The organism is Mucilaginibacter sp. KACC 22063, assembly GCF_028736115.1.
Classification (GTDB): Bacteria; Bacteroidota; Bacteroidia; order Sphingobacteriales; family Sphingobacteriaceae; genus Mucilaginibacter.
Window position 1 is genome coordinate 4,746,184 of sequence record NZ_CP117877.1, and the last position, 20,681, is coordinate 4,766,864.

At 41.4% G+C, this 20,681-nt stretch carries 25 protein-coding genes; 7 read left to right on the plus strand and 18 right to left on the minus strand.

The annotated features are described in order from the left end of the window. Positions 1-57: 57 nt before the first annotated feature. From PQ461_RS20815 to PQ461_RS20840, 6 genes are all read right to left on the minus strand, one after another. On the minus strand, positions 58-729 hold the full coding sequence (locus PQ461_RS20815) for a leucine-rich repeat domain-containing protein (RefSeq protein WP_274207494.1): 672 nt from the start codon (positions 727-729) through the stop codon (positions 58-60). Between the two features lie 132 nt (positions 730-861). Then, on the minus strand, positions 862-1,932 hold the full coding sequence (locus PQ461_RS20820; RefSeq protein WP_274207495.1) for a PA0069 family radical SAM protein: 1,071 nt from the start codon (positions 1,930-1,932) through the stop codon (positions 862-864). Positions 1,933-1,960: 28 nt separating this feature from the next. Beyond that, a complete protein-coding gene (locus tag PQ461_RS20825; RefSeq protein WP_274207496.1) occupies positions 1,961-2,602 on the minus strand; it encodes a response regulator in 642 nt (213 codons plus the stop codon). After that, positions 2,568-3,392 carry a sensor histidine kinase gene (locus tag PQ461_RS20830; RefSeq protein ID WP_274207497.1) on the minus strand — a complete coding sequence of 275 codons (825 nt, stop codon included), beginning with the start codon at positions 3,390-3,392 and terminating at the stop codon, positions 2,568-2,570. The genes PQ461_RS20825 and PQ461_RS20830 overlap by 35 nt, the downstream gene beginning before the upstream one ends. A gap of 116 nt (positions 3,393-3,508) precedes the next feature. After that, positions 3,509-4,216 (minus strand): hypothetical protein, encoded by a 708-nt coding sequence (locus PQ461_RS20835; protein WP_274207498.1) that lies wholly within the window; start codon positions 4,214-4,216, stop codon positions 3,509-3,511. Between the two features lie 139 nt (positions 4,217-4,355). After that, positions 4,356-4,718, minus strand: coding sequence for a hypothetical protein (locus tag PQ461_RS20840; RefSeq protein WP_274207499.1), 363 nt, complete (start codon positions 4,716-4,718; stop codon positions 4,356-4,358). 405 nt (positions 4,719-5,123) lie between these two features. On the opposite strand from PQ461_RS20840, the gene PQ461_RS20845 reads away from it, so the two are divergent. From PQ461_RS20845 to rplS, 4 genes are all read left to right on the plus strand, one after another. Continuing rightward, positions 5,124-5,660: a 30S ribosomal protein S16 gene (locus tag PQ461_RS20845; protein WP_274207500.1), complete on the plus strand. Its 537-nt coding sequence runs from the start codon at positions 5,124-5,126 to the stop codon at positions 5,658-5,660. A 74-nt stretch (positions 5,661-5,734) separates the two neighbouring features. Beyond that, a complete protein-coding gene (rimM, locus tag PQ461_RS20850; protein ID WP_274207501.1) occupies positions 5,735-6,259 on the plus strand; it encodes a ribosome maturation factor RimM in 525 nt (174 codons plus the stop codon). Positions 6,260-6,264: 5 nt separating this feature from the next. Next, a complete protein-coding gene (trmD, locus tag PQ461_RS20855; RefSeq protein WP_274207502.1) occupies positions 6,265-6,942 on the plus strand; it encodes a tRNA (guanosine(37)-N1)-methyltransferase TrmD in 678 nt (225 codons plus the stop codon). Between the two features lie 177 nt (positions 6,943-7,119). Next, on the plus strand, positions 7,120-7,467 hold the full coding sequence (gene rplS, locus PQ461_RS20860) for a 50S ribosomal protein L19 (RefSeq protein WP_274207503.1): 348 nt from the start codon (positions 7,120-7,122) through the stop codon (positions 7,465-7,467). 73 nt (positions 7,468-7,540) lie between these two features. On the opposite strand, the gene msrA is transcribed toward rplS, so the two are convergent. The 9 genes from msrA to PQ461_RS20905 form a co-directional block, all read right to left on the minus strand. After that, on the minus strand, positions 7,541-8,149 hold the full coding sequence (msrA, locus tag PQ461_RS20865; RefSeq protein WP_274207504.1) for a peptide-methionine (S)-S-oxide reductase MsrA: 609 nt from the start codon (positions 8,147-8,149) through the stop codon (positions 7,541-7,543). A gap of 6 nt (positions 8,150-8,155) precedes the next feature. Then, positions 8,156-8,635 carry a methionine-R-sulfoxide reductase gene (locus PQ461_RS20870; protein ID WP_274207505.1) on the minus strand — a complete coding sequence of 160 codons (480 nt, stop codon included), beginning with the start codon at positions 8,633-8,635 and terminating at the stop codon, positions 8,156-8,158. Between the two features lie 78 nt (positions 8,636-8,713). Further along, entirely contained in the window at positions 8,714-10,195 is a 1,482-nt protein-coding gene (locus tag PQ461_RS20875) for a YfgM family protein (protein WP_274207506.1), read from the minus strand. Between the two features lie 51 nt (positions 10,196-10,246). Beyond that, positions 10,247-10,990 carry a zinc ribbon domain-containing protein gene (locus PQ461_RS20880; protein WP_274207507.1) on the minus strand — a complete coding sequence of 248 codons (744 nt, stop codon included), beginning with the start codon at positions 10,988-10,990 and terminating at the stop codon, positions 10,247-10,249. Next, complete coding sequence (locus PQ461_RS20885) at positions 10,990-12,087, minus strand: Nif3-like dinuclear metal center hexameric protein (RefSeq protein ID WP_274207508.1); 1,098 nt, start codon at positions 12,085-12,087, stop codon at positions 10,990-10,992. Before PQ461_RS20885 ends, PQ461_RS20880 begins: the two co-directional genes overlap by 1 nt. A gap of 13 nt (positions 12,088-12,100) precedes the next feature. Beyond that, a complete protein-coding gene (locus PQ461_RS20890; RefSeq protein WP_274207509.1) occupies positions 12,101-12,331 on the minus strand; it encodes a DUF2905 domain-containing protein in 231 nt (76 codons plus the stop codon). 3 nt (positions 12,332-12,334) lie between these two features. Continuing rightward, on the minus strand, positions 12,335-12,691 hold the full coding sequence (locus PQ461_RS20895; protein WP_274207510.1) for a TM2 domain-containing protein: 357 nt from the start codon (positions 12,689-12,691) through the stop codon (positions 12,335-12,337). Beyond that, positions 12,681-12,950, minus strand: coding sequence for a DUF2752 domain-containing protein (locus PQ461_RS20900; protein WP_274207511.1), 270 nt, complete (start codon positions 12,948-12,950; stop codon positions 12,681-12,683). The genes PQ461_RS20895 and PQ461_RS20900 overlap by 11 nt, the downstream gene beginning before the upstream one ends. A gap of 37 nt (positions 12,951-12,987) precedes the next feature. After that, positions 12,988-13,392 carry a DUF4199 domain-containing protein gene (locus PQ461_RS20905; protein WP_274207512.1) on the minus strand — a complete coding sequence of 135 codons (405 nt, stop codon included), beginning with the start codon at positions 13,390-13,392 and terminating at the stop codon, positions 12,988-12,990. 192 nt (positions 13,393-13,584) lie between these two features. Between PQ461_RS20905 and mfd the strand changes: the two genes are divergently transcribed. Next, positions 13,585-16,935, plus strand: a complete 3,351-nt coding sequence (mfd, locus tag PQ461_RS20910) for a transcription-repair coupling factor (protein WP_274207513.1) — start codon at positions 13,585-13,587, stop codon at positions 16,933-16,935. Between the two features lies 1 nt (position 16,936). On the opposite strand, the gene PQ461_RS20915 is transcribed toward mfd, so the two are convergent. Beyond that, the gene (locus tag PQ461_RS20915; RefSeq protein ID WP_274207514.1) at positions 16,937-17,617 is read right to left on the minus strand and encodes an SGNH/GDSL hydrolase family protein; all 681 of its coding nucleotides are present in this window, start codon (positions 17,615-17,617) and stop codon (positions 16,937-16,939) included. A 5-nt stretch (positions 17,618-17,622) separates the two neighbouring features. Continuing rightward, positions 17,623-18,165, minus strand: coding sequence for a hypoxanthine phosphoribosyltransferase (gene hpt, locus PQ461_RS20920; RefSeq protein ID WP_274207515.1), 543 nt, complete (start codon positions 18,163-18,165; stop codon positions 17,623-17,625). 76 nt (positions 18,166-18,241) lie between these two features. Between hpt and PQ461_RS20925 the strand changes: the two genes are divergently transcribed. Beyond that, positions 18,242-19,471 carry a M16 family metallopeptidase gene (locus PQ461_RS20925; protein WP_274207516.1) on the plus strand — a complete coding sequence of 410 codons (1,230 nt, stop codon included), beginning with the start codon at positions 18,242-18,244 and terminating at the stop codon, positions 19,469-19,471. Between the two features lie 18 nt (positions 19,472-19,489). Continuing rightward, complete coding sequence (gene def / locus PQ461_RS20930; RefSeq protein ID WP_274207517.1) at positions 19,490-20,059, plus strand: peptide deformylase; 570 nt, start codon at positions 19,490-19,492, stop codon at positions 20,057-20,059. Here the strand turns inward: def and PQ461_RS20935 are convergent. Further along, positions 20,056-20,640, minus strand: a complete 585-nt coding sequence (locus tag PQ461_RS20935; protein ID WP_274207518.1) for a peptidase associated/transthyretin-like domain-containing protein — start codon at positions 20,638-20,640, stop codon at positions 20,056-20,058. The two genes, def and PQ461_RS20935, sit on opposite strands and share 4 nt — an antisense overlap. Between the last annotated feature and the right edge of the window lie 41 nt (positions 20,641-20,681).

Genomic DNA, 20,681 nt, shown 5'->3' on the forward strand with positions numbered 1-20,681 from the left:
CTTTTTTTAGTTTATAAGGTTTCCTCTAAAAATAAACCATCCAACGATATAATGTCATTAACTATTAGTGACATTATATCTAAATGTTTTGAAGTCACCTTTGAAGACAAATTCTTTATAATCACTACCTTTCAGGCTTAACATGCTGTTGATTTTCTCCGTTTTATAATTGAAATTACGTTTGTTTGAAAACCCAGCACTTCTCAAGGAAGGGTGTTCAATAATTGGAGTTAAATCGCCGTCTAAAACATCTGTTCCCACAAACCTTAAGTCAATAAGATTTGGAAGGCTTTTAATAAATGAGAGGCTTTCAATTGGAGCACAATCATTTAAACGCAATACCTTCAAGTTTTTTAATTGGCTAATCTCAAATATGTCCCCAAACTTCTTTGACTGATTGATATGTAGATGCTCCAAAGAATTTCCTAATTCACTTAATTCTCTGTCAGATTGTAGTTTCGTACAATAATGAAGTTCAAGCCTTTTCAAATTAGGAAACATGCTTATATGTTGGAAATCTGGGATGTTTGACCAGTTAAGTTCAAGGTATAGCAATTTATCCGAAGCTGGCAACAAGTTGAGAGCATTGTCTTTGCTGTTCATATACCAGGTTGTTAGATACTCCTTTTCACTGATATAAAGCTGCGTCTTTTTTTCCTTAAAGTCGATTGTTCCCTGTTTTTGAGGTTCAATCCGATCAAACCAAATAGAACTATAACTCCAATCCATATATCAAAATATCCTCCTAATGTATCAAACTTTGATAGCTTTAAATTATAAAAAATAAGTTTCCTCTACGCTCTCGTGGAACAAGCTTGGATGCTCTCTGATAGTTGTGCAATTTCAGCAGAGACTATCCATCTAAAACAAACTTGTTTGCTTTCCGGAGCGAGGTGTAAATAAGCTCAGATTGTAAGGCGGCATTTCTCGTCCGGTTAAAAACCGATTACAGGCAACGCGGTAAAGCTGCTTAATAGAGTCGGCAATGTTACCATCGCCTACCATGCGCCTGCCAAATTCACTATCATTGATCTGACCACCGTGGCAACTGGCAATCATATTCAACACCTTTTCTGCCCTGTCTGGGAATGTTTTGTGTATCCAGTCGGTAAATATATCACCGATACTGCCATTAAGCCTTACAATGGTAAATCCTGCATCTAAGGCGCCCCTGTTGGCGGCGGCCCTAATAATGTCGGCCACTTCGTTACTGTTAAGCCCAGGTATAATAGGTGCAGCCATCACACGCACCGGCACACCAATGGCTGACAGTTTTTCAATAACAGTTAAACGGCCAGATGCTGTTACCGTTCGCGGCTCCAGCTTTTGCCTTAGCTGTTCATTTAACGAGGTGATAGAAACATTTACATGCACCAAGTTAAGCGCAGATAGCTGGCTTATAATATCAATATCACGTAGTATCAGGTTATTTTTGGTAATGATACTAACCGGATGTTTATACTTTAAAAAAACCTGCAAAAGCTTGCGTGTAATCTCCAGGTTACGCTCGGCAGGCTGATAGCAATCTGTATTTCCAGATAAAAGGATAGGTACCGGCTGGTAATTCCGCTTATTAAAATATTGCTCAAGCAGCTCAGGCGCATTCTCTTTGATAATGATCTTTCGCTCAAAATCAAGGCCGGCACTAAAGCCAAAGTATTCGTGGCTGTTACGGGCATAACAATAGATACAGCCATGCTCACATCCCTGATATGGGTTGATAGAATGCATATGCCCTAAATCAGGACTTTTTGACTCGCTTACTATCTTCTTAGGTGTTTCATGATAAAACTGGGTAGTACTGTTTTCAAGCATAGGCTCGTCAAGCGCTTCCTGATGCGCCAAAACATATTTGTTTTTCAGAAACTTACTATGCGTATTTACCTGTGCCCCACGGCCTTTAAAAAACTCCGGATTCTCCTCAAATGGCATAAACAAATTTGCTAAATAATTTAGCAAATCACAACTGCATCAGGTTGTTTTTTATAGCATATATCACCAGGCCCACCCTGCTTTTTACCTGCAGTTTTTCAAAAAGCTGATCACGGTAGCCGTCAACCGTTCTAACGCTGATATTCATTTTATCAGCAATTTCTTTATAGGTCATTTCGGTACCTACCAGTTTTAAAAACTCTACTTCCCTGGTATTAAGTTTAACATTTATGTCGGGTTTGCTATAGCTTTCTACCAAATGCCTTGTAACAAAAGACGGATAATAAAGCTCACCATTAGTTACTTCTCTTAATGCCTTTTCAAATTCTTCAGGTTCCGAATCCTTAAGTAAGTAGCCATGTACGCCAAGTTTAACCATTGACAATACCTTCTCCGCATCCTGATACATCGAAAGTATGATAATACGTGTATCTGGCGCATTCTTTTTAAGCCATTGCGTAGTTAAAAAACCATCCATCTCTGGCATATTAATGTCAAGCACTACTATATGCGGCGGATTAACATTACTAAACCTGGTAATGAGTTCATTACCGTTAGAGGCTTCAAACAGAACGGTGTAGTTATCAAGCTGATTGATCAGCGAAGCTATACCGCTCCGGAAAAGTTTATGATCATCAACTAATGCTATCTGAAACTTTTGATTCGTCATGGAAGTTTTTAATATCTATTGGCAGGCTAACAGCAACCTGGCAGCCATTAGCTGGTATACTATCAATCATCACATCTGCCCCAACAAGCTTACCGCGGTTTTGCAGGTTTTTCAGGCCCGACCCACGGTGTTCATTTAGTATCTCTATCGGAAACCCTTTTCCGTTATCAGCAACAGAAAGCTTAAATATTTCGGGCAGGTAACTGATCTCCACTTTAATAACAGAGGCCTCGGCATGTTTTAGTGCATTGTTCACACTTTCCTGAAATATCCTGAACAGGATCAGTTCCTGCTGCTCAGAAAGTTCATAAGGTTCGCCAATTATGGCGTAGTCCATTTTCACAAGATCACTTTTATTGATACGATCTACCTCAAACCTGATGGTATCGGCCAGCCCAAGGGCTTTTATGGTATCAAAGCTTAAGCTTTTTGACAGGTCGCGCAGATCATTGATAGTTTGTGCAAGCAATTCGCGGCTTTCGTCTATTTTCTGCTGCACTTTAACCGGGTCATTATTTTTTACGCCAAGCGACAGTTTAACGAATGAAAGTACCTGTGTAATGTTATCATGAATTTCGCGGCTAATATAAGTAAGGGTCTGATCCTGCACTTCGATCTGCGTTTTTAATATTTCCTGTTTAAGCGTTTCTTCTATCGCCGTAACTTTTTTCCTGTGCTCATAAGTTTTACGCTGATAAACAAATAAAATTGAAATAATAACAGCCACAAACATAGCCAGTATGCCAATAGCCACAGTAAGTAACATCCAGAAATCAATTTTTTCAGCCACAGGGTTGCAACTTGGTTATAAGGGGGCACACAAGATAGTCACTGCAAAAATGCAGATTCTTAGTATAAATTGTTCATTTTATTAGCTGTTACTTGGTTTATTGATACTTTGTAATTTTAAGAGACGGCAACCTCTGTATTGTTTTTTAACCAGTACCTTACAAGCACTATTAATATCACAATATAAAAAATAAAGTTTGTGATGAATAGCAATGGTTTAACCGTGAGTAATTGCCTACAAACATAAACCTGGGATACATATGGTTCTTTGTAAATATCATAAATAGATATATGATGGGAAATGGCATAATTCATTAAATATAAATTTGCCACACCATTAAATGCTTCAAATGCGTAATAAAAGAACATTATAGCTACAATTATAGTAACCCATCGGTCTATTTTATGGAGATTACTGATCTGGACAATTACATGATAGATATATATTACACAAAGCGGCATTATCATTACGCCCTTTAAAGCGCCTGCGTAAGACAGGACATTCACCATTGAGTTAATATCTCCCATAAAAAAATAAGGAGAGATTACCACAAATATTAACCACATAAGTATAACAGACACATAAATATATTTTTTGGCAAAAGCTGATTTAATGTTTATGTATATGAACCAACTCAAACCACTATATTCAAGAGGGGCATAATAGAAGTAACAAGGAAGATTGTTATGAAACAGGCGTTTAAAAAGAATTGCTAAAATTTCACATAATAAACCCGTTATTAACAGGTAAACAACAGGATAAATATTTGAAGGGATTAACTTCCTATACCATAAATAAATTCCCAGCACTGCTCCTGCGGCCATAACCGCCATGCACAGATAATATAATAAGCCCAATTGTTTATACCTTAACCGGTATGAATATACAAGCTAATTTAATAGCATACAACTGTATATATCATTAAAAAGGACAAGTGTATGCTTGTCCTTTTTAATACTTGACCTAATCTTCAAAACAGCCATCATTATTGCAGTTAGGAGGACAATGGCTCAGATCTTCATATATCTCATTATCATCATCATCATCAGGCCCTTTTAATATAACAGTCTTATTGGCATCTGCGCCTACTACCACCAAAGAATGCCCCGGGGTTAGCGGACTTGGCTCTACGTTTTCATCAAGGGCACACAAATAGAATTTAACATATTCACATTCTTCCTGCTCAATAATAGCCTTTAGAAATTTAGAACTGATGGAGAACGACCGCAAATGTGTGTCTGAACATTTAGATGTGTAGTTTTTGATATACTTTTTTGCCTGCGACAGGGTGATTTTCTCCCCTTCAATTTTTCCTGTTTCTTCCATTTTGGTTAGTATGATAAGTTTTTTCTAAAGATATAATTAACCAGCATTTTTATAATACCGTTAAAACACGGTATTTATAAGAGGGTTAAAGAACTGGCAAAAAACGGGCTTTTTACGCTATCCCTTATAACATGTTTGTTTGATATTTGATATCACATTCGATGTAGTTAACAACCATATGGGGGAAGCTTTCCACATTGATAGTTTAAAAGGGTCGCTCAACACCTAAACCTTCTCAACCTTAACCACCATTACAGGCTGCGCTTTCTCGGATCTGAAAAGCGCAGCCTGTTTTGATTTAATGCTATCACATTATCAACTGATTATCTTTCGCAATTAAAAATATTTTGTTATTTTTGCAGCCCCGCAGAATAAGCTCCGGGGATAATGTTGAATACATAAAGAATGGCAACTAAAATCAGATTGCAAAGACATGGTAAAAAGGGCAAACCTTTTTATTACATTGTAGTAGCCGACTCTCGCGCACCACGCGACGGCCGTTTTATTGAGCGTTTAGGCTCTTATAACCCAAACACTAACCCAGCTACTATCGATATCAACTTCGATAAAACTTTAGATTGGGTTAACAATGGTGCACAGCCAACCGATACCTGCCGTGCTATCCTTTCATACAAAGGTGTATTATACCGCAAGCACTTACAAGGCGGTGTTGCTAAAGGTGCATTAACTGCTGAACAGGCTGAGGAAAAATTCAATGCATGGTTAGACCAGAAAACAGGTAAAATTACCGGTAAAAAATCAGGTTTAGCTACCGCTAAAGAAGAAGCCCGCAAAGCTGCTTTAGCTGCTGAAGCTAAGAAAAAAGAAGACAGAGCTGCTGCTATTGCTGCTAAGAATGCTCCTGTTGCTGAAGAAACTACCGAAGCTGCTGAAGAAACAGAAGGCGCAACTGAAGCTCCTGCTGAAGAAACAGCTGAGTAATTTTATCGGCTTAAATAATTTAAATAGCGAAGCGCCTTATGGTACTTCGCTATTATTTTTTAGTGAAATTTGTAATGAAAAGCGAAGACACCTTCAGGATAGGCACATTTACCAAGGCGCGTGGTTTAAAAGGCGAACTACAACTGTATGTTGACTTTGACAACCTTGACAGCATAAAATTTAACGCTGTGTTTGTTGATATAGCGGGCAAACTGGTTCCTTATTTTGTTAAAAGTATTAAATACCCGATGGCCAATACGGCCTATGTTAATCTTGAAGAAGTTGACACCGTGGAGAAAGCCACAGTATTGGCAAAAAAAGATGTTTTTTTACCTAACAAATTAAAACCTAAAAAAGCTAAGGAGGAATTTACCCTGAAAGACCTTAAAGGCTTTATAGCGATAGACGAAACCCTTGGCGAGCTTGGTGAAATAACTGACGTGATGGAATATCCTCAGCAGATCATAGCGTCATTACAATACCAAAACAGGGAGGTTCTTTTTCCGCTTAACGGCGTTACCATTAAAGGAATTGACCTGGAAGGCGGCGAAGTATACCTTGACCTGCCCGAAGGTTTATTAGATGTTTATTTGGATTAAGAATTATGCGTTTCGATATCATCACCGTTCTGCCCGGCCTGCTGGAAAGCCCTTTCGCCCACTCTATTTTACAGCGTGCACAAAAGAAAGGCATTGCCGAAATATTGGTGCATAACCTGCGCGATTATTCCAGCAATAAACATAAAAGCGTAGACGATTACCCCTACGGCGGAGGCAGTGGTATGGTAATGATGATTGAACCATTTGCAGCCTGTATTGAAAAGCTGAAAAGCGAGCGGGAATATGATGAGGTGATATTTATGACACCAGATGGCGTTACCCTAAACCAGGGAATTGCCAACCAATTGTCAACAGTAGAAAACATCATCATTTTATGCGGGCATTATAAAGGGATAGATCAGCGCATACGCGACCTGTATGTTACCCGGGAAATTTCTATAGGCGACTATGTGTTATCTGGCGGCGAATTGCCGGCAGCCATCTTGGTTGATGCCATTGTAAGACTGATACCGGGCGTATTGTCTGACGAAACCTCTGCCCTTTCAGATTCATTCCAGGGCGAGTTACTGGATGCTCCGGTTTACACTAGGCCCGCCGATTGGAACGGGCATAAAGTGCCGGATATTTTACTGAGCGGCAACACGCCTGAAATTGAAAAATGGCGTTTTGAACAGTCTGTGCAACGCACACGCACACGCCGCCCCGATTTACTGGGCGAATAAGTAATTAAATAATAAAATCAACCGTTTAACGGTTGCAATACAGTGCATTAGGCTTTATTGTGTTAGCAAAACAGAAAATGTGGAAAAATTTTAAAACCGCTTTTTATTTTGTAAAAAATTGCCTATTATTGCAATCCGATTTTTACGGGTTAAAAATCGCATTAAGAGCTAAAAATCATGGATTTAGTAAAATTTGTTGAAGAGCAGTCAGTAGAAAAAAAGCAGGTTCCGGCGTTTAAAGCAGGTGATACTGTCAGCGTACACTATAAAATCAGAGAAGGTAACAAAGAGCGTATCCAGGTTTACCAAGGCGTTTGCATCCAACGCAACAGCACTGGTTCAACCGAAACTTTCACTGTACGTAAAGTGTCAAATGGTGTAGGTGTTGAGCGTATCTTCCCTATTAACTCACCAAACATCGAGAAAATTGATGTGAACAGCTTTGGTAAAGTACGTCGTGCTAAATTATTCTACCTGCGCGCACTTACCGGCAAAGCAGCTCGTATCAAATCAAAACGCGTATAAGTTTTCTACATGATATTAAAAAGCCTTTCTGAAAATTCAGAAAGGCTTTTTCTATTGCTATAAACTGAAGCTTTTAGTTCTTCAGTTTATTTTTAAATACCTGTTCCAGCTTATCTACCTTTGGCTGTATTACCAGGCGGCAGTACGGCTGCTTTCCATTCAGGGCAAAGTAGCTCTGGTGATAATCTTCGGCCTTATAAAAAGCCTTAAACGGCACTATTTGCGTAACTATCGGGTTAGCGTAAACCTTTTGTCTGTTTAACTCCGCCTTATATTTTTCAGCCTCGGCTTTCTGCTCAGGCGTATGATAAAATATCACGGATCGATATTGTGTTCCCTCATCTTCGCCCTGGCGGTTAAGCGTGGTTGGATCGTGCATTTTCCAGAATACCTCCAATAGATCGGCATAGCTGATCACCGCCGGATTATATTCTACATTTACCACTTCGGCATGGCCGGTTCGCCCGGTACACACCTGCTCGTAGCTTGGATTTGGTACTGTACCGCCAGAGAAACCCGACTCTACCTTAACAACACCCTTTAGCCTTGTGAAAATAGCTTCAGAGCACCAGAAGCACCCCATACCAAAGGTGGCAGTCTGGGTAGCCGGTTTAATGGCATTTGCCTTGCTAAATGGCAGCAATGCCAAAAGCATAAAGAGCGTTAAAAAATATTTACGCATAATTGATTAGTTTAATACAACGTTTTTAGAAATTTCTGACTGCGGAACAAACTTTAGCGACAGCGAGTTAACGCAATGACGAGTGTTAAGCGCCGTAAAGCCTTCGCCTAAAAACACATGGCCTAAGTGGGCACCGCAATGGTTACATTCAATCTCCGTGCGCTCGCCATCCGGATCGGGCAGGCGTTTTACAGCCCCCTTTATCTCCTGGTCAAAACTTGGCCAGCCACAGTGCGAATCAAACTTACTGTCTGACCGGTAAAGCGGCGCATTACACCGCGCACATACATAAATACCTTTATCGTGGTTGTTGAGGTATTTACCGGTGTAAGGCATCTCGGTATTCTTGTTTACAATAACCGCTTCCTGCTCGGGGGTAAGCTTATTGTAATGATGGACCTGAAATTGGTCTTTCTTCTCTGATTGGGCACAACTGCTTAATACAAAAGCGACTGCCCCTATTAAGGTTAATATGATTTTTCGCATTATATCTTATGTACGAAATGTTGACCTATTGCGTACTTACAAGTAAAGCTAATTAAGCCGTTTTTACAAACTGCTGACCTAATAACCCAGGCGCTTAATGCCCTCCTTCGCTTTTTGCTCTATGCTGCTTTCGTACTGATGGTTTTTAAAAGCAATGGCCATGTTGTAAAAGTGAACGGCCTCCTGTTTATTCTTTTGCATTTCATATATCCCACCCATGCGTAAAGCTGCTGTAGGGGCATAGTAATATGGCGTACCTTTACCTGTATTTATCGTAAGCTGATAATTACGCAAGGCCTCATCGTATTTTTCTAAAGCCTCATAAATACGCCCTGCACGATAATAATATTCCGTTTTATCCTGAACAGAACTTAAGCTATTTACATCCTTATCTTTAATTATATTCAAAGCCTTTTCGTAATAGCCTCCATCAAATAACAAACGTGCTTTCAGCAGGGCCACATCCGGCATCGGCCCGTTAGCTTCGCTTAATGCCTGCTTGTCCTTTTCCTGGTACTGGTAGCCTTTGGTTTTAACCAGCTGTACATAGCTTTGGTAGCGTTTCTCGTCGCCATGCAACAAGTAATACCATGCCATGTGCAGGTAAGCATCCTTAACAAAGCTTACACCTTTGCTCTCATTTAAAAACTTACGGAAGGTATCATCGGCGGTACTATCCAGTCTGTTTAATTTGGCGTTGGCTAAAAGATAGTCGAGGTAAGCATAAGGTTGATATTCCGAACCCGATGGCCTGTGCTCGAGGTATTCAATAGCTTGTGTGCTGTGCCCTGTGCGTAAAGCCACAAATCCTTTAATATAACTCCTTATCAGGCTGCCGCTGTCCATTTCGGCAGTGTACTGCTGCATCTTAGCGTATGCATTACTATCGTTGATTACGTAAGCCTGTACGTAGGTTAAATAGAAAACTAGTTCGTCATAATAAAAGGCATAACCTGTTTTTGGCAATTTAACGGCCAGTTGCTGCAAAGTATTTAAACCGGTTTGCTGGTTGCCTTTGATACCGAAAAACGAAAGCGCGCTTTTCAGTGCGCCGTCGGGTAATGAGCCTAACAGAATATTGACCATACCCATCGGTATATCATCGGGTAGAAAGTTGGGGAACTTTTTCTGGTTGGATTGCAGCAGGCGGTATGCTTTATTAATTTCAAACCCGGCTGTGGTATTTTCGCCGAAGCGGTTGTGAATAAGCGCCCATTGCAAGTTGATCTGTGCTATTGCGAAGTTTTTATAGGGAGAGCTGCTATCCTCATCATCCAGAATATCTATGCGCTTACTTTTATTACCTTTCAAACGGTCAAAGTCGGCTTTGCTATCTGTAGTCAGCAGATAAAAGTAATCGTAGTAATTATCCAGCAAAGCTGTTATGGCATTATCCGGATGGGCAGCCTTTTCCTGGTCAATTAAAACCCGGGCTTTTCTAAGCTTCAAACTTACGATGTTGTTATAAGCCTGTACACAGTTGTTATTAAAATCCAGGCTGGCAAAGGCGTGCTGCAAACTAAGCAGCAGTATCAGCAGAATAGAAAATTTCTTAGTCATAAAGCAAAAAAGGCGCCCTTATGAGGCGCCTTTAATTATTTTGTGAAACACTTATGCGTTTTCGGTTTCGAGCGCTATTTGCTCATCAACCAAAATACGTCCACAATGTTCGCAAACTATGATTTTTTTACGTTGGCGTATATCTGCCTGGCGTTGCGGAGGTATCTGGTTAAAACAGCCAGAGCATGAATCGCGCTGAATGGTTACAACTGCTAAACCATTTTTAGCATTCTGGCGTAAACGGCTATAGGCAGTTAATAAACGTGGCTCGATACTTTCTTTAGCGTTATCTGCCTGTGATATTAACTCTTCCTCTTCTTTCTGCGTCTCTGCAGTAATCGTACCTAACTCGGCTTTTTTAGCTTCCAGGTCATTACGACGGCTTTCTAAATCAGCCGCTGCTTTATCATAAACCTGCGTTTTGGTACTGATTTCGTACTCATACTCGCGGATCTTCTTCTCGCTTACCTGGATATCAAGGCCCTGGATTTCTATCTCTTTAGAAATAGCCTCGTACTCGCGGTTGTTTTTAACATCGTTAAGTTGGGCTTCATATTTCTTAGTATTAGCCTGAGCTTCTTTGATCAGGTTTTTACGGGTTACGATATCGTCTTCAAGATCGTCAAGTTCGCCTTTAATCTTGTTGATACGTGTTTCCAGCTGGGCAACATCGTCTTCCAGATCGGCAACCTCCATAGGCAGTTCCCCTCTTATCTGGCGGATTCTGTCGATTTTGGTGTGAATGGTTTGTAGTTCGAATAAAGCTTTAAGCTTTTGCTCTACGGTTTGTTCCATCAAATAAAATATTTTATGGGGTTTGTATTAATTTCTGTTAAACGGACGGCAAAGTTAGCAAATTTTTTTTGAATAATTTCATATAATAAATTCTGCGTAAATTGCTCACTTTCAAAATGTCCCACGTCAGCAATCACAACTTTTTTTTCGGCATCAAAAAACTCATGATACTTATAGTCGGCAGTAATAAAAAAGTCGGCTCCGGCACTAATAGCCTGCTTTAATAAAAAGCCTCCCGACCCACCACAAACCGCTACTCTTCTTACCGGTTTGCCCCTTAATTCGGTATGGCGTATCACCTGTGCTTTAAGGCTATATTTAACGTGGCGTAAAAACTCCTCCTCTGTAAGCGGAATTTCCAGTTCGCCGATCATCCCTGAACCAACCTGCTGATGCTGGTTGGTAACCGGATATAAATCATAAGCTACCTCCTCATAAGGATGCGCCAAAAACAGTGCCACCAGCAATTTATTCTCTAAATTGACAGGATATATTGTTTCTATCTTAATCTCTGCCTCGTGATGCTGCTGCCCCGGAAGACCGACAAACGGATCGCTGTTCTCATTTCCCTTAAACGTTCCTGTGCCTTCGCTATTAAAACTACATTCGCTGTAGTTGCCAATATGCCCCGCCCCTGCTTTAAACAAGGCATCGCGCACCTGCGCAGCCTGCGCTTTAGGCACGTAGGTTACCAGTTTTTTAAGTATGTTGTTTTTCGGAGAAAGGATATGGCTGTCTTTTAAGCCAAGTACATCGCATATACGCTGGTTAACCCCGCCTGTCACATTGTCAAGATTGGTATGAATGGCATAAATAGCAATATGATGCCTTATCGCCTTTTCAACTACCCTTTGTACATAGGTTTGCCCGTTAAATTTCTTTATTCCCTTAAAAACAATGGGGTGGTGCGATACGATCAACTGGCAGCCTTTGGCAATAGCCTCATCAACTACCGCTTCTGTGCAGTCAAGCGAGATCAGCGCCTGGTGGATCTCCTGATCCGGCCGGCCAACGATCAACCCCGAATTATCATAGTCTTCCTGGTAAGCCAGCGGCGCAAGGCTTTCCAGGTAATTGGTTAGTTCAGCTAACTTCATAGGGGCAATATACTTACCAATTGAGCCAACGCCAAATCCTGACGATAATATACAACAGGACATTCAGCAACAGCAGCGTAGTAAACGGAAAGTAAAACCTGAAGTTTTCCCGCTCTATGCGTATGTCGCCGGGTAAGTTGCCAAGCCAGTTCAGTTTACTCCCAAAGAAGTAAATGACAATACCCGCAATAAGCACAACTCCACCAATAACAATCAGCACTTTCCCTACACCATCATTATCCATATATTATGGGGCCATCTGGGCAATCTGCATACTTTCGTATGCCATTTTGCTATTGTATTCGTTGGTTAGGCTTTTATAATTGATCAGATCAACAACAGTACCGATGAAGCATAAGCCCGCGGTTAAAAAATACAAGATCCCCATTCCTACCTGCCCAAGTATAAAGCGGTGAATACCAGCAAAGCCAATAAGGCCCAACAATGCAAACAGTAATATGTCCTGTGCGCTTTTGCGGCGGCCAGCATATATGCTTAAAAAGTTACGTTTTTGATTTTCAGTAAGATTGGCGCTCATTTGCTGCAAAAAGTTCATTTCCTCAAAAGTAACGCCAGGGAAAGAGGCAAAAGAATTATATTCCATGATGATAAGTGCTATGTTTTTTAAATTTAGATAAACGCAGGTACAAAATGTAACAAATGCGGTGAAAAATAATTAACAAAGCAGGCACGCCCAATTGATGTGTCGCAAAAGATCTTTTCAGATCACCATGCAATAACCATGAGATGGCATGCCCTAAACCACATCCCGGGCACCAGTTAAAACCCATCAGCTTTAAAGGGCACAAAGTAAAATGGCTACTGCTGCCCGGGTCTGATAAACCCAGCGCAACAATAGCCATTGTCCAAAATATCAGTTCGAAATTATTTTTAACCAGCTTAATCAATTTTTTTGGAATTGGTCATCAGTATTAGCGTTGCCGCAAAGCAAGATATAATACCGATCAGCAATGCTCCAAATAAACGGCCCGAAAAATCTCTGAAATTACTTCCGTCTACATAATTGATGTACACTACCCCAATAAAACCGGCGATAACACCACCTAATATGATAATCTTAAAGCTTTGCACAATACCTTCAAGGAAACCCATTTTGCCTCCAAGATCATGATCGCGGTAGCTTTTCAATCCCCAAAAAACACCGACAACCGGTATCAGTATAGATATATATTCAATAGGTGCTACCTGGTCGTTAAACATGGTGTAACCAGCCCAGCGCATAATAAGCAGCCATAAACCGCTTAAAAGCCCGATGATTAAACCTGATAATACTGCGTTTTTCATTGTTATAAATGTTTGTTAGAGTTTTTGATTGATGTTGGTTGCCTGCTGACCAGCTATCATTTAAAGGATTGATAGTAAAAGATTGTTTGTTTTAACCTGTAAAAAAGCCACAGCGCGTTAAACGTAACTTATTTGTTTGCATAAAGCAGCAGCCATAAACGTTGGCTCCGTTTTTGCTATATTTGCAGCGTTTTGAATATTCGTGATATTTTAGAACGTTACAAGGGCGACAGCCGGGTACAGCAACTTGCAAAGTCGCTTAACTCGGGTAAAAACCCTCGTATACAATTGCGGGGGCTCGTCGGATCAAGCGATGCCACGGTGGCGATAGCATTGTGGTTTTTGCAGCATCAGCATATGATATTTGTGCTGCCCGACCGTGAAGAGGCCAGCTATTTTCAGGCCGACCTTGAAAACCTTACCGGGCAGGAGGTGCTGTTGTTTCCATCATCATACCGTAAAGCATTTGAATTTACGCAACCCGATGCCAGCAATGTATTGGCGCGTGCAGAGGTATTGAATGAGCTGAATCATACTTCATCTGTAGGCCGGCTTATTATAACCTACCCCGAAGCTTTGGCCGAAAAGGTAATCGACCGCAGTTCGCTTGAAAAAAACACGCTTGAAATTTCGATCAGCAATAACCTGAGCATTGATTTTATCAACGAGTTTCTAATCGAATATGATTTTGAACGGGTTGATTTTGTTTATGAACCGGGGCAGTTTTCTGTTCGCGGCGGTATTGTGGACATTTTCTCGTTTTCGCATGACCTGCCTTACCGTATCGAATTCTTTGGTGATTTTATAGAATCCATCCGCACATTTGAAATTGAAAGCCAGCTGTCTGTAGAGCAGATCAAGAGCATCACGATTGTGCCTAACGTACAGTCGAAGTTCTTGACAGAGAATAATATTTCGCTGCTTGAGTATGCCGAAGCCGGCACACAGGTTTGGATAAGGGACGTGCAGTTTACGCTTGACATTATAAAAGATGGCTATAAAAAAGCCTCGCAGCTTTGGAAAGCGCTTTCGGCCGAAGATAAAAACCAGAACCCCGACTGGATTGACCCTAAATTCAGCTTTACAGACGAAAAGCTGATAGCCGATCAGCTGTATGATTTCCCTGTTATTGAATTTGGCAAGCAGTTCTTTTATGAAACACAGCACCAGATCAATTTTGACATAAGGCCGCAGCCATCTTTTAATAAAGATTTCAGCCTGCTGATGCACAACATCAAGAATAACGAGGCTGACCACATCGAAAACCTGATATTTACCGATTCGCCTAAACAGGTGGAAAGGCTATATGCTATTTTCGAGGATCTGGATAAGACCATCAAGTTTACCCCCATCAATATTGCTGTACGCGAAGGCTTTGTTGACCGCGAACTTAAACTGGCTTGCTATACAGACCACCAGATCTTTGATCGTTACTATAAATACAAGCTGCGCAAGGGCTACCAGCGCTCGCAGGCCATTACGCTTAAAGAACTGCGTGAGCTTAAACCGGGCGATTATGTAACCCACATTGACCACGGTATTGGCAAATACGCCGGCCTGGAAAAGGTGGAGGTTAACGGCAAAATGCAGGAAATGATCAGGCTTATCTATGCCGACAACGACCTGCTGTATGTTAACATCAATTCGCTAAACCGGATATCCAAGTTCAGCGGTAAAGAAGGGTCTATCCCTAAAATGAACAAACTGGGTACAGATACCTGGGAAAAGCTGAAGAAAACAACAAAAAAAAAAGTTAAAGACATAGCCCGCGATTTAATTAAGCTTTATGCTAAACGTAAATCACAACAAGGCACTGCCTTTACACCCGATAGCTACCTGCAAACCGAGCTGGAAGCTTCTTTCTTATACGAAGACACTCCCGACCAGGAAAAAGCAACTGCCGATTTCAAAAAGGATATGGAATCGCCGCACCCGATGGACCGCCTTATTTGCGGCGACGTGGGTTTCGGAAAAACGGAGGTTGCTGTGCGTGCCGCATTTAAAGCCGTTACAGACAGTAAGCAGGTTGCCGTTTTAGTGCCTACCACTATTCTTGCTGCACAACATTATAAAACATTCTCAGAACGCCTTAAAGGCTTTCCTTGCAATATAGATTATATCAACCGCTTTAAATCGAGCAAGCAGATCAAGGATTCCCTTGCAAAGCTTGCCGAAGGTAAGATTGATATCATCATTGGTACTCACCGCCTGGTTAGCAAGGATGTTAAGTTTAAAGACCTCGGCTTGATGATTATTGATGAGGAGCAAAAGTTTGGTGTATCTACCAAAGAGAAGCTGAAGCAGATGCGCGTAAACGTAGACACGCTTACGCTTACGGCAACACCTATTCCGCGTACACTGCACTTCTCGCTAATGGGTGCCCGCGATTTATCTATTATTTCCACCCCTCCTCCTAACCGCCAGCCAGTAACTACAGAGCTGCATGTGTTTAACGATAAACTGATCAAAGAAGCTGTTGAGTACGAGATAGACCGCGGTGGGCAGGTATTCTTTATCCATAACCGGGTGGCCGACTTAGCTCAACTGGGCGGCATGATACGTAAACTGGTACCAAAGGCGCGCATTGGTATTGCACACGGCCAGCTAGAAGGCGATGACCTGGAAGATGTAATGTTAAAATTCGTCAGCGCAGAGTATGATGTATTGGTTGCTACCACCATTATTGAGGCCGGTTTGGATATCCCGAACGCCAACACCATTATCATTAACCATGCGCATATGTTTGGCCTAAGCGATTTGCACCAGATGCGAGGACGCGTTGGCCGGAGCAATAAAAAGGCTTTTTGTTATCTGTTGAGTCCGCCATTATCTACCCTTACGCCAGAGGCACGTAAGCGCTTAAGCGCCATAGAAGAATTCAGTGATTTAGGTAGCGGCTTTAACGTAGCCATGCGCGATCTGGACATTCGCGGCAGCGGTAACTTATTAGGCGCCGAGCAAAGTGGCTTTATTGCAGAGATTGGCTTTGAGATGTATCATAAGATACTTGACGAGGCGATACAGGAACTAAAAGAAGACGAGTTTAAAGAGGTGTTTCAGGATGAAAAGCCAAGGCCATTTATCTCATTTACACAAATAGATACCGATCTTGAAATTTTAATCCCCGACGAGTATGTAACCAGCATCGCCGAGCGGTACAACCTGTATACCGAACTCTCTAAACTGGAGAACGAAACAGAACTACAGGCTTTTGCACAACAACTGTCAGACAGGTTTGGCCCTATCCCCCGGCAGGTGAATGATCTGTTAAACACTATGCGTTTGCAATGGCTGGGTAAGGCTATTGGCTTTGAAAAGATCTCCTTAAAGAAAAACATACTGCGGGGGTATTTCATTACTAACCAGCAGTCGCCATATTTTGAAACTGATGCCTTTAGGCAGGTGCTTAGCTACGTACAGCAAAATCCAAGACGAGTTAATTTGAAGGAAGTTAAGAATACCTTACGCATCAGTATTGAAGGTGTACAAACCATTGAGCAGGCGGTTGATTTGTTGAATGAAATGGCTGGCGTTACTGCCTGACCTATTTCATTTTTTTAACAGTAGCCCATATAGTATCTGCCATTTTTTGCATCCCCTTATCGCCGGGATGCCCCTGTACAGAAGCATCAACATTTTGCAGGTCAAACGCATAATTGCTGATATCGCGGCCTAAAAATTCAAGAGAAATATAGGGTGTATACCGGCTCATAATCGTGTTAACATACCCCCTGTCGGGCCAAAAAGAGCCTGCGGCTAAAACTTTCAGATCTGGATTACCGACTTTCATATAGTTGATCAGTGCCTGGTATCTTTTGGCAAAAGCAACCGAATCAAATGTGCTTTGCACGTTTTCACCAATACGCAGAATCAGCAGATCTGGCTTACTGTAACGGTAAGCTTTTAAGTTGGCATCAAGATCGTATGTATTGTATCCTAACTCAAATCCGGAAATATTGGTTGACTGTATGCTACAGTTAGCATTTTCTGCCTTAAAATGCGCGGCAAGCAAGTGTACATAATCTTTTTCCGGAACGGATGCCGCCATTCCCCAGTTGCCCATCCAGCCAATAGACAAATTCTGCTGTGAATAAGTAATGCTGTTCCCTAATATTACCACATTACTAAAAGCTGTGCTTTTAACTACCGGTTTAATCTCTGATTTTTGTTTACTGCAGGCCAATAATATAAGTGCAGACAGAAAGATAAGCCATAAGTTCTTCATGCTCATTACGCGCTCACCAAACGGTAAATCTCATTCAGGTTGCGCCCCTGCTCTTTATAGTCGAGCCCATAGCCAACCACAAACTCATTTTCTATTTCAAAACCTATATATCTTAATTCCTGGATATAGATCTCGATAGCTGCAGTTTTAGATAGCAGTGCGCAAACCGTTAACGATGCGGGCTTATGTATCTTCAATCGTTCAATTAAGTAAGCCAGCGTATTACCCGAGTCAATGATGTCTTCTACAATAATTACATGTCGCCCGGCTATATCAACGCTCAAATCAATATCATTACGCACATTACGGGTGGTGCTGGTACCGCCATAATAAGAGGCCAGCTTGGTAAAAGTAATTTCGCACGGAACGGTAACATGCTTAACCAAATCAGCAATAAACATAAAACTACCGTTCAGCACCCCTAAAAATACAGGGGTTTTATCTGCATACTCATTGCTTAGTTGCTTTCCAAGTGCTTCAATCCGGCTTTCTAAAGCTTTTTTATCTATCAAAGGTTCAAACTCAAGGTCAGCAACTTTTACTTTCATGCTACAAATTTAATTAATAAACCCTTGTAGCCCACAAAATTATCTCCTCTTTTATTGTCATCTTTGACGTTCTTATATGGAATACCAGCTTCATACATTACAAAACGGCATACGTGTACTTTATCATCCGGCACAATCGATAGTCAGTCACAGCTGCCTTATGATTAATGCCGGTGCGCGCGACGAAACGCCAGAGCAGGAAGGCCTTGCACATTTTATAGAGCATTTACTTTTTAAGGAAACTAGCCGCCGCAATACCAGCCAGATTCTTAACCGGCTGGAACTAGTAGGCGCCGATCTGAATGCCTACACCACAAAAGAATATACCTGCATACATGCATCCTTTTTAAACCAACACCTGGAACGAACTATCGACCTATTCGAGGACATTGTTTTTCATTCCACCTTTCCCGACGAGGAAATTGAGAAGGAACGCGGTGTAATATTAGATGAGATTGCATCCTATCTCGATCAGCCCGAAGAAGCGGTACAGGACGATTTCGAGTCGCTCCTTTTTAAAGGGCACCCACTCGGCGGCAATATTTTAGGCACGATTAATACCGTTAAAAAAATATCCAAGATTGACATTAAAAGCTTTATAGATAAAAACTATAACACCAGCCAAATTATATTTGCAGTAAGCGGAAATTATGATTTTAAGCGCTTAATAAAACTTTTCGAAAAGTATTTTTCGCATATACCGGCTAATAACAATACCAAAAACAGAAAGCGGCCAGCGCAAAACCCCGCTTCAACACAACGGGAAAGCAAAGCAATATCACAAACGCATTGCGTTATAGGCACGCAGGCTTATCCCTCATCACATCCTAAAAAAAGCGGATTGCTGTTAGTAAATAACCTGCTTGGGGGCATGGGCATGAGCAGCAGGCTTAACCTGGAAATAAGGGAAAAATACGGGATAGCCTACACCATAGAATCAAACTATATTCCGTTTACTGATACCGGTTTATTTACCATCTATTTTGGAACCGACAGCGAAAAAGCAGAACGTGCGATAAAACTGGTGAACAAAGAGCTAAAGAAGCTGCGCGAAAACAAATTAGGTACAGTGCAGCTGCATCAGGCTAAACAAAAATTTACCGGGCAGATTGTACTTGCCGAAGAAAACCGGATGAACCTGATTATCTCCATGGCTAAAAGTCTGATGGATTTTAACCATATTGACTCGCTTGAAGATGTGATTAATAAAATTAACGCTGTAACTGCTGACGATGCATTGGAAATAAGCAACGAAATTCTGGATGCCAATCAGCTTACCACGCTGATGTTTGAGCCAACAGATTAAATCTGTAATTTTGCATTTATGAAACTTCCTATTGTAGCCTATGGCGACCCGGTTTTAAAGAAAAAAGCAATTGATTTTGAGCCTGGCGAAACAGACATTAAAAAACTTGTTGAAGACATGTTTGAAACCATGTATGGTGCACGTGGCGTTGGCTTAGCTGGCCCGCAGGTAGGTGTTTCAAAACGCATATTTGTAATTGATGCAACGCCATTTGATGATGATGAGCCTGAACTGGCTGACTTTAAAAAGGTATTCATCAATGCGCAGATCCTGGAAGAAACCGGCGAGGAATGGGCTTTTAACGAAGGCTGTTTAAGTATTCCCGACATCCGCGAAGATGTTTACAGACAATCGCATGTGCGAATCAAATACCTCGACGAAAATTGGGTTGAGCACGAAGAAACTTACAAAGGCTTAGCAGCACGTGTAATACAGCACGAGTATGACCATATAGAAGGTAAACTGTTTACAGACAAACTTAGCCCGCTGAGAAAACGTTTAATTGAGAAAAAACTGAACGATATTTCCCGTGGAATGGTAAAGGTGGACTATAGAATGAAGTTTCCTGCTGTTAAGAAAGGCCGCTAATTTCCGCCACGGCTTTTATCACCGTCGGCAATCTGTTTAATAAGGGTACCCCATGCAATTGGATTAAGCAGTGGGTTAGGTGTAAGCGAATGCTGGTTCATCAGGCGCATGTGCATATCCTGTGCGTTAAATGACTGTATTTCCTGTGCATCACGTGCCAAAGAGCTCTTAGAAGCCTCCATGGCGCCTTTACTCAGGTTTTTCCGTGCATTTTCCAGATCATCATCAGCTATTTTCATGGTCAGGAAATCTTTCCTGAACTCGTCAGTAGTTGCCCACGGAAACACGCGCACCATTGGCAAATGCACTGTTTGTGGTTTCATGTTAACCTGCATTGTAAAGCTTTTGCCAACACCTTGGGGTATTACCACCGTTTGCGCCTCGTAACCCACACAGGTAAAGCGCAGGGTATCACCCTCGTGTACTACAAAAGAAAAGTAGCCCTGATAGTTAGACATGTTCATCGCGTCATGATAAGATACATTAGCGATGTTTACATACTGTACAACAGCCTTCGTACTGTCTGCATTATGGATAATACCCGAAAACTGCACCAGGTGGTCGTCTTTTTTCTGACCCATGGCGGTAATCGCAGTAAAAATCAATAAACACAATATGCCAG